Consider the following 15604-nt stretch of genomic DNA (forward strand, 5'->3'; position numbering starts at 1 on the left):
CAAGCTTCGGGGTTTATCAACGACCATCTGACGGATTGCATTTGCCGGAAAGGGTAAGATAAGGCATCCCCTCTTCATCAAACCGGACCGGAATCCAAAGATATTCCGAATACATCAGGCTCTTGGGCCGCCAAATATCGGCCATGAAAAGGTAGCGGTTACCGGGAAGCTGCAATACGTAAGTGCTTTGACCGCCGAAAGTCTTATCACTTCCCTCACCCCGACAAGGGTTGGGATGCTGTGTCCACGGTCCCCAGATGGAAGGAGCCGAGAACAGACGCGCCGCATTGGGTGCCCAACCGGTACATCCGGAGGTTATCATCCAGTAAGTGCCGTCTTTCTTGAAGATGGCCGGTGCCTCATTGTGTCCCCCCGGAAAGAGACGGACATATTTTCCGGAATGTCCTTGATAGTCATCTGTCAGTTCGGCTATTTGCAAGGTCAGATTCTCTTCCGAAGAGTAGATATGATAAGCTATCCCATCATCGTCAACATACAATGTCATGTCACGGGACATCTGTCCGCCCTCCAAGTCACGCTTCACGAACAACCCCTTATTTACAGCCTCTCTCCACTCGGGTGTCCACCATTCTTCAAACTGTTCCATATTCCACTGCATGTCCCGTTCTTCCTCCGTCATATTCAGCGGAAATATTCCAGGGCAGACACGACTCGAAGAAACAAAACAATAAGGTCCCGTCGGAGAATCACTGACAGCCACTCCCGCACGGGCAGCCTCATAGCCTTTACCCTTCAGCTCCAAATGAAACCACATGACAAATTTCTTCGTCCTTTTGTTGTAAATCACCTTGGGACGTTCCATAATACAGCCTTTCTCTATTTCATTGCCCGCTTCTTCCGATACAGACAAGGCCACCCCCTCGTATCTCCAGTTACATAAATCGGTAGAAGAGTAGCAAGTTACTCCCACTTCCGTAGAGAATCCCTTTGCCGGACGGTGTTCACCGAACCAATAATATTTACTGTCAAATAACAGTATACCACCACCGTGTGCATTAATATACTCCCCGTTTACATCGTTCCACACTCCGGCCGGAACCATTTCGTCCTTTCCCTTTAAGGTGGAATCATTTTGTGCCTGCAGACCGGTGATTGACGCTACGATAACCAACCATGCCCCTAAAAACTTGAAATTAAAATTAGTCATACTCTGTCTTGTTTCTATTTATAAAGAAGGGAGCAGGACGCCTTCTCACCAGAAAGTGTATCCTACCCCCTAAATCAAATACCTATTGAAAAATGCCTTTATTTCTCAGCCGGCTGGTCAGCTACCACCGGCCAATAAGGATTCTGGTAAAGAATGGAAGTCGATACATCCGCTCCCGAAGTGGCTGTCAACTGGAACTGCTTGATCATGATAGGATTCAAATAGTGTGCCATCTTCCAAGTACAGCCGTTATAGGCAGACTGGTTGCTGCTTCTCTCGAACGGACGGAGATACTCACTCTTGTCTTTCGATGAGACATTAGCTTTGTCTGTCCCGTCAGCAACCAAAATGGATTTTCCATTATCATCCAAATACCAGTCCTCCATCGGAGTATTCCACAAATGCATACCTTCCAGATGGCTGGGAGCAGTCATCAGTTGGTCCATAGAACGCCAACGGCACAAGTCCATGTAGCGAAGACCTTCAGCCAGGAACTCGCAACGACGTTCACGACGGATATTATACAGAGTCTTGTCAGAGATGACACTTCCACCCGTATAGGCTCCCCAATCATTTTCAGCCTCCTTGCTCATGTCCGTTGCAGCGATAGTCTTGTCAAAATCAGTACTGATGCCGGCACGTTGACGAAGTACAGTCCAATATTCACGAGCCGTAGCATCCAGCGTTCCATTGAGCAGATAACTTGCTTCCATATAATTCAGCAGAGCCTCAGCTGCACGGAAACATACAGCTGCCGTATAACCACCGCCATTGGCATAATACTTACGGTTGAATGAACCACCCTTGCGCAATGCATAGCCGGTAGCATAGCCACGCTCACCGTCACCACTCGTAATGGCCGGATAGGGCTCTTCCATCACAACCTCCGTACCTTCATTATTATCAACTTCAAAAAGGATGTTCTTCTGTCCCGGTTCTTTCAGGAAGATACTGAGACGCGGGTCACGGTTTACACGTACATCAGCAACCGTCTTGTCGCCCATATAATAGCCGTCACCATCCGCATAAGAACCGTGAGCATAAACCGGAGTACCATCCTTCATCAGGAAATTCTGTACGAATCCACGGGTCAGACCGATACGGTAATTACCACGTCCGGCAGCGGCATTGATGTTATGAGTAGAGAGTCCGCGGGCATACTGGCGCCACAACAGTACTTCCTTCACATCCGAAAGGTCTTCTTGTGCAAACATATCAAAGTAAGGATTTGACGGGTCATCAGCTGATTGTTGCAACACACCGGTATTCTCCGTCAAATTCCCTTTGTATTTATCTGCTACAAGTTTGGAAGCTTCTACGGCCTGTTCCAAGAAGTACTTCACTTCATTATCAAGGTTTCCGCTCGGATACTGGTAATTGTTGTGAAGAGATGCCCCCGGCCAGCCTTCTCCACCAGGTACGAATGCCGTACCCTTGAAATTCTGCAACCAAGTAGCCTCGAACAGTGCCACACGTGACTTAACCAGCATCGCAGCATCCTTATTGATACGGGTCGTCGCCATATCGACATCACTCATATAGGCATAAGCCTTGTCAAGATCGGAAATGATGAAACGTGCCACTTCATTACGCGGAAAACGTTTGCTGGCTTCACGGAGAGCTTCCATCTCATCGGCAAGCGGTTGGTCGATAATCGGGAAGTCACCGAACAACTGAAGCTTCTTAAAGTACTCGTAAGCACGCAGGAAGTACATTTCTCCGATATAGTGCTTGATGGTGGCTACACTCCCGGAAATTGTATTTTGTGAACCGCTCATGTCCTCACCGAATTTGGGAAGTGCTTCAGACAAAAAGAAATTAATACGATAGATGCGTTCGAACTTCCAATTGTCACTTTCGCTATGAGGTACTTTCCAGCGATCCTGGGTATAGCGGTCATTGGCATTCACCTCTATCTGGTTATCGGTTCCTTTGTCTTCACCGAAGATGCCATAAGTCCACTGGCCGAATGACGGAAGGACATTGGGATATTCATCATTCAGATTGGCTTCCAACTGGGCCGCAGTGGAGTAATAGGTTTCGGGAGAAATGCTTGACATCGGCTCTCTGTCCAGAAAATCATCGCAGGAAGTCGTTCCGGCAATCACTGCCATTGCCATGAACGCTTTTACAATATATCTATAATTCGATTTCATAATATTCTTCATTATTTATGGGATTAAAGTGATACGCTAAGTCCAAAAGACCAAGTTCTTGAAAGCGGGTATGCATTACCGGCACTCTTGATAGGTGCAGAAGCATTGCTGTCCGTGTTACCACCGCTGATGGTTTCGGGATCGAACAACTTGCTCAGTTTGGTTCCCGTCCACAGATTCTCGCCCGATACGAAGATGCGGCAGTTGGTGATACCGATTTTGCGAATCATGGAAGCAGGCAATGTGTAGCCAAGCTGGAAGTTCTTCAAACGGATATAAGACGCATCCTGCAGATAGCGGGTTTGGGTTTCCTGGTTCTGGGTACTGTCAAATCTCGGACGCGCATAGTATGAATTGACATTGGCGGCAATCTCATGACCGGCCAGCCCGACGGGTTCATCACGGAAGTAATCTTCGTGTTCCTTCAAACCGGTTGACCACCACATACCCCATTGGCCAACGCCCCAGAAGATATTGGAACCCTGCCAGTAGTCACGCTTCATCACTCCCTGGAAGAAGAGGCGAACATCAAATCCCTTGTAATTGGCATTCAAGTCAAGACCGAAATGATAACGGGGAGTATTGTTGCCTATCACCTTCAAGTCACCGTGGTCCTCCAAAGTCTGTGCACCTTTGGTGATGCCCGGTTTGCCATCCTGGTCGGCATACATGATGTCACCGGCAGTCCAAACGCCGGAACCGATGGCACTTTGTCCGCCCACTTTATTCAGATGCGCCTGCATCTCATCATCTGTCTTGGCAATTCCCACGGTTTCAAAGCCCCAGATTTCACCAATCTCGCGGCCTGCGATATAAGTATTGATTGAGTTTGTCGGGTTACCCGGGTATCTGTCTATATAAGTACGTGCATCAGAAACATTGAACTTAATGCCATAGCCCATACCGAAGTTGGTGCGGTCCTGCCATCCGATGGTAAGTTCCCAACCCTTCGTCTTCAAGTCACAGTTATTGGTCTTGGGAGTCGCAATACCCAATGTAGCGGGCAACTCTACAGACGGACCTACCATATTGTCCGTATAACGGATATAAGCATCGAATGACCCGGTCAGACGGTTGTTGAACAGCCCCCAGTCAAGACCGATATTCCAGGTACGCACTTTCTCCCAAGTCAAGGCTGTACTGATAAGGTCGCCTACATAAGCAGTGTTTGGTTTCAGTCCATTCTGCAGCCAGCTTCCGTTTGCCTGCTTCAATGTCATGGCACGATAAGTAGGATACCAGCCGTTTGTATTCATATTCCCCAGTTCACCATAAGAGAAACGGAACTTCAACTGATTGCAAACATCCGCAAAATCTTCCCAGAAGTTTTCCTGGGCAATGTTCCAACCCAAAGAGAAGGAGGGAGACAACTGCCAACGATTGCCACGGCGGAAGCGGGAGGTACCATCATAGCGCAGATTGGCCTCTGCCAGATAACGACCTTTATAATCATAGTTCAAGCGGCCAAAGAAACCCGCTGTGGCCCACTCATTACGATAGCCACCCACCTCGGGCACCTTATCCTTACCGGCGCCGTCAATATTCGAAATCAAGTCCAGTTCCGGAAGGTCTTCCACCTGCAAGCCATATCCTTTGGCACTAAAAAACTTCTGGCGCATTTCTTCGGACTGAAAACCACCCATTACCTTAAAATTATGATCATCATTGATAGCAAGAGAATAAGTGGAGTAAATATTCCAGTTCATGTAGCTCTCTTTCTTGTAGTCTTGATAGAGACTTGAGGTTCCTTGCGTATCCACAATATTTCCACTCACATCGTGGTTATAGTAAGGAAGTCCGGTTTCACGTGTATCTATAGAATTGGTACTATAGTTGAACTCAACATTGGTAATCCAATTCTTCACGGGTTCGAATACCAAGCTTGCCTGATGATAAACCTTATCTGTCTGCACATCGCGCTCACCACCCAATGCAAGTGACATCGCCGGCGTATCGGCATTACCATTAAAATAATAGCCGTTTTCATCATAAACCGGAAGATTAGGCCAAGTCTGACGGCCAATTCTCTCATACAAACCGCCACCAAAATTGGTAGGACGGCCAAGGTCTTGACGGACATAACGCAAGCTGTAATTGAACTTCAACCATTTGGTCAGCTCGGCACCAAATTTGGCAGTAGCATTATAGCGCTTCAAGTCATCGGAACCATGACGGAGCAAACCATTCTGATCCAGATAGCCCAATGAAGCATAATAATTGAACTTGTCACCACCACCGCTTACACTGAAATTATGTTCTTGCGAGAAGGAAGAACCCTTGTAGATTTCGGAAAACCAGTCAGTATTGGCATACGCCGTAGTAAACGGGTCGCCTGCCGGTTTACCCCATACATTGCCATCAGTAGGCAAACCGCCACGATTAGTACCTCCCGCAGCCTGGAAGTCAAGCATCTGCTGCATCACTGTATCAGAGAACTGGGCATTGTCCTGACCGTTGCGTGCAGCCTCATTGAAGTAGTTGGCAAAGGTATAGGAGTCCATCATCTCCGGCAGATTCACCGGACTGTTGAAGCGGAAGCTGTTGTTGTAGTTGATAGTCGGCTTGCCCGATTTGCCTTTCTTGGTAATCACCAAGATAACACCGAACGGTGCACGCGACCCATAAATAGAGGAAGCGGCAGCATCCTTCAATACAGAAATATTCTCGATGTCCTGCGGATTCACCGTATTGATGTCACCTTCCATACCGTCAATCAAAATCAGCGGACTTCCGCTTGAGCCGTCACCGATGGTACCGTTGCCACGGATATTGATGGACATGTTCTTGTCCAGTTCACCGGTATTGGTCGTAATCTGCAAGCCCGGTACCAAGCCCTGCAATGCCTGCGTGGCATTCGCTACCGGACGTGCTTCAATTTCCTTCGCCGTAGCCAGCCCCACAGAACCTGTCAGGTTCACCTTCTTCTGCGTGCCGAAACCTACCACTACCACCTCGTCCAGTATTTCGCTGTCTTCTTTCAGAGTCACAGTAAAGGATGTTTTTCCAGCCACCGGCAGCTCTACCGTCTTATAACCGATAAAGCTGATTGTCAAAGTGGCATCCGAAGGGACTTTCAAGGAGAAATTACCGTCAATGTCGGTAATTGTTCCATTCGTCGCATTCCCTTTCTCCACTACACTGGCACCAATCACCGGTCCCATCGCATCATTAACCACACCTTTTACATTGATTGTCGAACTCTGTGCGTTCAAGAACTGAACATTCAACAGAAGGGCCATGCAAATGGCCAAAGTGACATACACTTTCAGCCCGAGTCCTTCAAAGAATCTCTGTCTTTTCATTGTATAAACTTTAAGATTAAACATTAATTGTTTCACTTTCACTCTTCATTTTAACCGTGAAAACAATGGCAAATGTAGGCGAATGCTGATAGGAAGACCTCCAATAATGCTTCTACGAGGTAGAATTTTAGTTATTCGACCTAATTGAAGCATAATTTGACTTGATCTATGACTGTATGAAGCGTTCCTGATATTCCGTTGGCAACATGCCGAATTCCTTTTTGAAACAAGAGCTAAAATATTTTGGGTCATTAAAACCGACGGCATACGCCAGATCGGAAATACGCACGGAACTCCCCTTCTCCTCCATAATGCGGCAGGCCGCTTTCAGACGGATGTTACGGATAAAGGCAGAAGTATTCAGTCCCGTCAGGGATTTCAGTTTCTTGTAAAGGGTGGACTTGCTGGTGCCCATCTCCTCCACAAACTGGGGCTGGTCGAAATCTGAATCTTCCAGATGGCGGTTTACGCAGTCAATGGCACGCTGCATGAAGTCCTCATCAATGCTGGTATAGTCCAGTTCCTTGATTTCGAACACCAGTTGGTTCTTAAAGTCATGCGCCTTGCGTTCTTTGTATTTCAGCAGATTGCGGATGCGTGCATGCAGCACGGCCAGGTTGAACGGTTTACTGATAAAGGCATCCGCCCCCACTTCATAAGCTTCGGCACGGTCTTCCTCCTTGTTCTTGGCTGTCAGAAGAATCACGGGAATATGACTGAGTTCCAACTTGTTCTTCACACACCTGCAAAACTCGATGCCGTCCATTACGGGCATCATCACGTCCGAAACAATCAGGTCAATATCCTCATTGTCAAGCACAGTCACAGCCTCCTGACCGTTTTCGGCCGTATGGACATTGTATTCACGTTTCAGCAGCCGGACCATTAACTGCAAAAGCTCCTCATTGTCCTCCACCACCAGTATGGTATGAGCTTTGGGCTTTTCAGCAACCACATTCTCCGCATTCTCCTCTTCAAGATAGGTAACGGTTTTCTGTACCGGAAGTACAGCTTCCTCATCAATCTGTTCTTCCTTAAAGTAAGAGCGGTCTACGGGCAAGGTCACGATGAATTCCGTTCCCCGGCCTTCCTCGCTCTCCACTTCAATGCTTCCTCCATGCAGCTCCACCAAGTCCTTTACCAAAGAAAGGCCGATGCCCGTACCAATGGTGTTGAACTTCCGGTAATCCCCCTCGTAGAACCGCTTGAAGAGGCTCTTCTGCTTGTCCTTTGAAATGCCACTGCCATTATCCTTTACATGCAACCGGACGAAGTCCCTGTCTTCGGCATACATCAGCGTGACTTGTATATAGCCACCCTCCTTATTATATTTGGCGGCATTGGAAAGCAGGTTGTAGAGAATCTTGTCCAGCTTGTCCGTATCAAAATAACCGATAATCGACTCCGGATTACAGAGTACGGAGAAATGTATCTTGCGCTTTTTGACAAGCGGCAGGAAAGATTCGGCTTCATTTTTCACAAACGCCGCCACATCTCCTGGAGAGACACGCAACTTCAGATTGCCGGTTTCTGCTTTACGAAATTCAAGAATCTGCTGCAACAGACGGATGAGCCTGCTGATATTGCTACCCATTACCGTATAAAGGTCGTCATGCCCGGGAAACCGCATCTTCAACTCATCGACGGTAGCCGAGATAATGGTCAGCGGAGTCAGCAGTTCATGCGTGATATTTGTAAAGAACTGCAATTTGGCATGATTCAGTTCTTCCAGTTTGGACTTCTCCATCTCCCGAAGATGCAGCTCATTACGCAGCTGCATCCTGTTCTTTGCTGTCCGGAGAATGAAGCAGACAATAGCTGCCCCTATCAGTGCATAAATGATATAAGCCCACCATGTAGCCCAGAACGGTGGTAATACCACCACCTCAAGTTCACGGATTTCCTGACTCCAAATGCCATTTTCATTGGTGGCTTTCAGACGGAACCGATAAGTGCCGCTCTTCAAATTATTATAATAGGCAAAACGGCAGTTGGCATCCGTATATTGCCAATCCTTGTCAAAACCTACAAGCTGATAGGCATACCGATTTAAACCGGGATTCTTATAAGTAAGGGATGCGAATTCAATACTGAAATTATTATATCCGTAAGGCAGATCTAACTTCCGTGTAAACGAAGGCATGACAGAAGAAATCCGTTCTCTGACCTCCGGTTCCAATACCGCAAAAGAACGGTTGAAGATTTTTATATCCGTAATCAGATAAGGCACGGCTTCATTGTCTTTCTCCAGAGATGCAGGAAAGAAACTGTTATAACCCTTATTTCCTCCAAAGAATAACTCGCCCTCCCTACTACAAGAAGACTGTGATATGAAGAAGTTATCCTGCAGACCGTCTGCTGTCGTATAGACACGGACCGTAGCCAAATCCTCGTCCATCGGTACAAAAAGCTGTACCAGCCCCATATTGGTCCCCATCCATAGACACCCTTGCCTGTCTTCCTCTATAGACCCTATCATGTCAGCGGACAGCTGATATTCCTGATTCTTTTCCGTAAATACATTTTCCTTATAATCATATAGATACAACCCTCCTCCCTCAGTTCCGGCCCATAGCCTTCCCGATTTATCCACATGCAAACACAACACCGAGTTCGTTGCCAGCTGGCCGTTGTTATAACTATAGTTACTATATTTCAGCGTTTCGGGATGCTGCACATCCCCCATAATATGTATAATTCCATAGTTGGCTGTCGCAATCCAGAAGCTGCCATCCGCATCCTCCACAATGTCCTTCACATGATACCAATCTGCCAACCCGCCTCCGGCAAAAGAAAGTGTTCCGAACCTATAATGCCCTCCATCGGCCAAACTGATTCCCATACCGCCGCGACAGCCTACCCAACAATTCCCCTTACTGTCCTCACACAAGGCCGAAACGCAATCCGAATAGAGATAAGGCGTGTCGGATTCAGTCAGCACCTTCACTTTCTCTCCTTTCTCATAAATCAAGATACCACCGTCATAGGTAGCGAACCATACTTCTCCATTCTTACGCTGAATAATGTAATTGACCGTGGGTACACCGGGAATATCCGAGAATTCCGGGATATGGGAAAAGAACGACAACACACCGGTTTCATAATCCTTGCGTGCCAGCCCATAACTTCCGGTACCCAGCCAAAGGTCTTTATCTGCATCGGCAAACAAAGCGCGGACGGCAGTAGTAGGCACGTCATCCTCTGCCAGATTCAAAGAATAGAAAGTAAATGGAGATTGTTTCGTGTCTATCATCAGGACACCGCCGCCAATGGAACCCAGCCAGATATTATTGAAGCGGTCGCGCAACAGTGAATTTATTTCATCACAAGGTATATGATATGCCGAATGCAACGACTTGTAATTAATGAATGTACCGGGATTCTCCTGCTTCATAATGCTCAGCCCCACCCGGGTCCCTATCCACAAGGTATGGGTGTGTACATCCTCCACAATATCATAAACAATATTGTCCGACAAGCTGGCATCATCCCCTATCCGATGCGAATAATGTGTATAAAACACGTTTGCCATATCCTTGGGATGATTCAAGAGAAATAATCCGCAATCCCAACCACCGACCCACATTTTCCAGTTGGAATCCTGATAGATAACATGTGCCGAGTTCCGTTCATTGATTTTGGGATATGCATAGAATTTATCCTCCTTCCGGGAATAACGAAAAAGACCACTGGACCAGGTACCGACCCACAAATCCCCATCCGAGTCCTCGAACAACGATTTGATGGAAGCTGCGGGAAATATACCATCGGTGGACTTGCCGTCATACATCACGAAGGAGTCCTTCTCTGCCACATACCGGCATAAGCCGGAATCCGTACCAATCCATACCTCATTTTCCCGGGTGACCAACAGGCATGAGACCGCATTGTTTGGAATGGCAGGCGCAGTATATTGACGGATTTCTCCGGTTTTCTTATTGAGTGTGTTCAACCCCTCTTGTGTACCAATCCACAAGAAGCCGTCATTGTCATCGGCAAAACAATAAATGTTGTTACTGGTCAACAAACCGGGAGTATTCAAGCTCGATTTATAGACAGTAATCTGGTAACCGTCGTATTTACAGAAACCATACCGGGTAGCAAACCACAAAAACCCTTCCTTATCCTGATATATTTTCTGGACCTCATCCGTCGGTAATCCGTCTAATGTAGAAATCTGCTTGAACTTCAAACGGGAAATAACATCCCCATCAGCCGCATGCCCCAAGGCAGGATACATTGTCCAAAAGCTGAACAGGAGAAGACACGTATGCAGACAAAAAAAACTTACTCTATTTTTCATATACCAGATATTAGGAATTATGACAAATATAGCAAGTTCAGCTCACTTTAAAGAAGAATTATACTCTTTTTTTGTCTGCAAATACTTCAAACGAGGCTTTATTCCTTACCTTTACAGCCGTGTTCTACACCCTAACCGTAGACAAGCAAACAACATATGGAAAATAAATTCGACTACCAGTCTGTGCCTTATGGCTTTGCACATTGCTTCAACAGCCAGTGCGTCCATAAGGAAGAATGCCTGCACCACTTGGCTGCTACCAATTGCACCTCGCAATGTCCTACTTTAAGCATCATCAATCCGAACTGTATCCCTGCCGATACCACCAACTGCCCTCATTTCCGGAAAGCCCTGAAGTGCCGGGTTGCATGGGGCATCCGGCACCTGCTGGACAACGTACCCCACAAATGTGCAGCCCCGATGAGGAACCAGCTTGTAGGACACTTTGGCAAGACCACCTATTATCGCTTTTACCGCCAGGAACAAGGCTTGTTTCCAAAGGCACAAGCATATATCCGTCAGGTTTTCAAACAATACGGAATTGCCGAAGAACCGAAATTCGAGAGATACAGCGAAGAATACAGCTACAACGATTGAAGCATCCGGACAGCTCAGCTTCTACAAAGTTTATTTTTGAAAAACATCTGTCATGCTATCACGCAGAGGGGGATATCCTTTTGATTATAAACCGATTAAAGCGTGAAAGATACCCGTGATAGATAAAAATCTTCACAACCATCCATCACGCCATAACAAAAGCAGTATCCGATACTTACTTCATTCACCACAGAATAGTGATATATGCTTAGTTCTCAGTATGAAACTTTTAGTTTCTTAAACAAATACCAAAAGTTTCAACAACAAATACCATTGGTTTAAACCTTCTAAAATAAAAGTTTCAACAAGAGAAACTGAGAGTTTTCCTTAGGAAAACTATTGATTTCAACAAGCAAAACCTTTTGTTTCAACAAGCAAAAACCAGCGTGGAAGTCTGCACAAAGCATCCCAAATCACCTGCTTTTTCGACTCAAAACATCAGATTTTCCACAGAAAAACGCTGGAATAGACCTAAAAAAGCATGGAATCACTTGCAAAAAGAGCCTGATTGTCGTACCTTAGTACACTGTAAGCAAACCATTTTGCCTGCATGTGACAAAACAAAAAATAGAAATGAAAATCACCCAACTGAGAGAAAAAGACGGGAATCTGACACTGAGCACGACAGACTTAGACACCTTCCTACAGAAAATCAAAACGGAGACCAAAACCCAGCCCGTATCCACTTTCCGCCAGCAACTGCGATACTGCTTGCCCGGCAAGCGCTGCAACGAGGCAGACCGACTGCCCAAAGTACTCCCGGCAGCCGAATTCCGCAAGACGAACGGTGTCTGCCAGATGAAAACCTACAACGGCATCGTGGAACTGACCGTAGGCCCGCTTTCCGGCAAGTCCGAAATAGCCCTTGTGAAACGTCTTGCCTGGGAACAGCCCCAGACGCGGCTCGTATTCACCGGTTCCAGCGGACGGACTGTAAAGATTTGGACTACCTTCACCCGTCCGAACAATTCGCTGCCGGGCAAACGGGAAGAAGCCGAAGTATTCCACGCCCATGCCTACCGCCTTGCCGTGAAATGCTACCAGCCCCAACTGCCTTTCGACATTCTGCTGAAAGAGCCCAAGCTGGAACAGTACTCCCGCCTCTCCTTCGACCCCGAAGCCATGTACCGCCCGGACTCCATACAGTTCTATCTTGCACAGCCCGCCTCCATGCCCGACGAAACCACCTATCGGGAAGCCCTGCAAGACGAGAAGTCACCCCTGACGCGCGCCGTGCCGGGATATGAAGCCGAAGAAGCCATCATCATGCTGTTTGAAGCCGCCTTGCAGAAGACTTTCGCCGAAGCGACGGGTGCCGGTGCCGACAACAGCCTGCACTCCCTGACCGTACGCCTTGCCGAGAACTGTTTCCGTTCGGGCATCCCCGAAGAAGAGACCGTGAAGCGTACCTATTTCCATTATTATCTGCGCCAAAAAGAGACTGTCATCCGGCAGATTGTAAGAAGCGTTTACCAAGAGAACAAAGGCTTCAATACCCAAAGCAGCCTCAGCAAAGAGCAAAGACTTGCCATACAGACGGACGAGTTCATGAAACGCCGCTACGACTTCCGCTACAACACCCAAGTGGGTGAGGTGGAATACCGTGAACGCCACTCGTTCCGTTTCCGCTTCTCCCCCATCGACAAGCGCACGCTGAACAGCATTGCCCTCGACGCACAGAGCGAAGGCATTCCCCTGTGGGATAGGGACATCAGCCGATATATCTACTCCAACCGCATCCCGGTATTCAATCCGCTGGAAGATTATCTGTACGACCTTCCGCACTGGGACGGGAAAGACCGTATCCTGGCACTCGCCCAGACAGTACCCTGCAACAACCCGTACTGGGCCGAACTGTTCCACCGCTGGTTTCTCAACATGGTGGCACACTGGCGCGGCAATACCGACAAGAAATATGCCAACAGCGTCTCCCCCTTATTGGTAGGTGCACAAGGCACCCGCAAAAGCACCTTTTGCCGAAGCATCGTCCCGCCCGAGCTGCGTGCCTATTATACGGACAGCATCGACTTCTCGCGCAAGCGCGACGCCGAACTTTACCTCAACCGTTTTGCGCTCATCAACATCGATGAATTCGACCAAATAAGCAGCACCCAGCAAGGATTCCTGAAACATATCCTCCAGAAGCCGGTGGTCAACGTGCGCAAGCCATACGCCAATGCCGTGCTCGAGATGCGCCGATACGCCTCGTTCATCGCCACCAGCAACCAGAAGGACTTGCTGACCGACCCCAGCGGCAGTCGCCGGTTCATCTGCATAGAAGTGACGGAAGCAATAGACACCAACCGCCCGATAGACTACAACCAGCTTTATACCCAGGCCATGCACGAACTGGACCACGGCGAACGCTATTGGTTCGACCAGTCGGACGAACGGATTATGACGGAAAACAACCACGATTTCGAACAGATACCGCCCGAAGAGCAACTGTTCTACCACTATTTCCGCGTTGCCGGAAATGACGAGGAGGGAGAATGGCTGTCGTCTGCCGAAATACTGAACCGCCTGCGCCGGTACAGCGCCATCCCGCTGTCCACCAAGAGAGTGAATGTATTCGGAAGGATACTGCAGAAACATGAAGTGCCATCCCGCAGAACACGGTTCGGCACGCTGTATCATGTGGTGGAGTGCAAGAGACAAGAAGATTAGTCTTTAAAATATTCAGACACCGGCAATGCTTCTATCGTTTTATCTCCTACGGAAAATTTGTCATGTTGGTTATAAGTGAGTATCAGTCCATGCCCCATCTTGAAGAAAGACAAGGCATCCAGTAAGCCATCTACTTCCCTTTTCCGGTTTTCTGCGGTCAAGGCATAGCATACCTGGATGGCAAGCTGGGGCACAGAATTGCGTACAACTATAAAGTCGCATTCCTTCCGGTTCTCATTATAATAGAATATCTCAGAATAACGGCGACGCAATTCCGCAAAAACCATGTTCTCCAGCCTCCGACCCTCATCACGGGTGAAAGATGGAGAGGTGACAAATACAACACCATTGTCCACACAATACACTTTCTTCGGGTTCAACAGTTGCGCTTTATATGAATATGAAAATTTCGGAACAAAGTTTATCAAGTAAGTCTGTTCGAAATAAGAGAAATAATCAGACACAGTAGAAGTACTTTTCATTCCCAGTATCTGTTTCAGTTTTGTAGCAGACACCAGATTGCCCACATTCCCCATCAAATAGGCCAAGAGACTTTTCAAAGAGTGGTCATCACGTATATTATATCTCACGGCAATATCACGATATACTATATCATTGACTAAATCCGTCAGAACATCCTGATCATCCAGTTGCAAGTATTGAGGGAAGCCACCCTGATGCAGATAGTCGTACAAGGAACTGTCACCGATAGTCTTACCCGTAAAACCGCAATATTCAGCATACGAAAAAGGGAACAGTTCTTTCGTAATATGTCTTCCTGTCAACTTCGTGCCCAATTCACGACTCAACATCGAAGCATTGGAGCCGGTGATTCCCACATAAAACCCTTCATCCAACTTGCCCCGAATATACACCTCCCAACCATCAACAATCTGTATTTCGTCAAAAAGAAGAGCGATACACCCTTCATGTTCCTTAATAACTTCATCCACTATACGGAAATCACTGAATTCAAATCCATACAGTAAAGGGGTATCAAAATTCAAGGAGAGCACCTCTTCCGGCTTGTATCTATCCACCGATAATTGTGCCAGCAATGTACTCTTACCACAACGGCGAATACCAGATATAATCAGTGCATAGTCTGCTACCAAGGGAGGTAAAGACAACAATAGGTCACGTCGGAAACTTTGAAATTTCCTCAACCGTTCACGTTGCACACGTATGGCTTCTACTATATCCGATTTGCTTATCATAGGGCTATGTCATTTATATTCAGATACAAATATAAACATTCCATTCTGAATAAACAAATCTATCCATTTAGAATAGATAGATTTGTTTATTCGGAATGAAAGCACTACCTTAGCACCTCATTACAAAAATAACGCTTATGCAAGACATTATAAACGGACGTTGCGGCTGGTGCGGAACCGACGAGCTGTATGTG

General features: G+C 47.2%; 7 protein-coding genes. 2 read left to right on the forward strand and 5 right to left on the reverse strand.

The features are described 5' to 3' along the window. Positions 1-16: 16 nt before the first annotated feature. From DW896_RS20940 to DW896_RS20955, 4 genes are all read right to left on the reverse strand, one after another. Positions 17-1168, reverse strand: a complete 1152-nt coding sequence (locus tag DW896_RS20940) for a glycoside hydrolase family 43 protein (RefSeq protein WP_117589121.1) — start codon at positions 1166-1168, stop codon at positions 17-19. Positions 1169-1266: 98 nt separating this feature from the next. Further along, positions 1267-3324 (reverse strand): RagB/SusD family nutrient uptake outer membrane protein, encoded by a 2058-nt coding sequence (locus tag DW896_RS20945; protein WP_117589125.1) that lies wholly within the window; start codon positions 3322-3324, stop codon positions 1267-1269. Positions 3325-3347: 23 nt separating this feature from the next. Then, entirely contained in the window at positions 3348-6626 is a 3279-nt protein-coding gene (locus tag DW896_RS20950; protein WP_175522707.1) for a TonB-dependent receptor, read from the reverse strand. Positions 6627-6792: 166 nt separating this feature from the next. After that, positions 6793-10929, reverse strand: coding sequence for a hybrid sensor histidine kinase/response regulator transcription factor (locus tag DW896_RS20955; protein ID WP_119993753.1), 4137 nt, complete (start codon positions 10927-10929; stop codon positions 6793-6795). A 156-nt stretch (positions 10930-11085) separates the two neighbouring features. Between DW896_RS20955 and DW896_RS20960 the strand changes: the two genes are divergently transcribed. Both DW896_RS20960 and DW896_RS20965 read left to right on the forward strand, forming a co-directional pair. After that, the gene (locus tag DW896_RS20960; protein ID WP_005830148.1) at positions 11086-11526 is read left to right on the forward strand and encodes a DUF6078 family protein; all 441 of its coding nucleotides are present in this window, start codon (positions 11086-11088) and stop codon (positions 11524-11526) included. A gap of 573 nt (positions 11527-12099) precedes the next feature. Then, a complete protein-coding gene (locus tag DW896_RS20965) occupies positions 12100-14193 on the forward strand; it encodes a BT4734/BF3469 family protein (RefSeq protein ID WP_005830140.1) in 2094 nt (697 codons plus the stop codon). Here DW896_RS20965 and DW896_RS20970 read toward each other — a convergent pair. Beyond that, a complete protein-coding gene (locus DW896_RS20970; protein WP_005830138.1) occupies positions 14190-15410 on the reverse strand; it encodes an ATP-binding protein in 1221 nt (406 codons plus the stop codon). The genes DW896_RS20965 and DW896_RS20970 overlap by 4 nt on opposite strands. Between the last annotated feature and the right edge of the window lie 194 nt (positions 15411-15604).

Source organism: Bacteroides sp. AM41-16, assembly GCF_003603495.1.
Classification (GTDB): Bacteria; Bacteroidota; Bacteroidia; order Bacteroidales; family Bacteroidaceae; genus Bacteroides; species Bacteroides uniformis.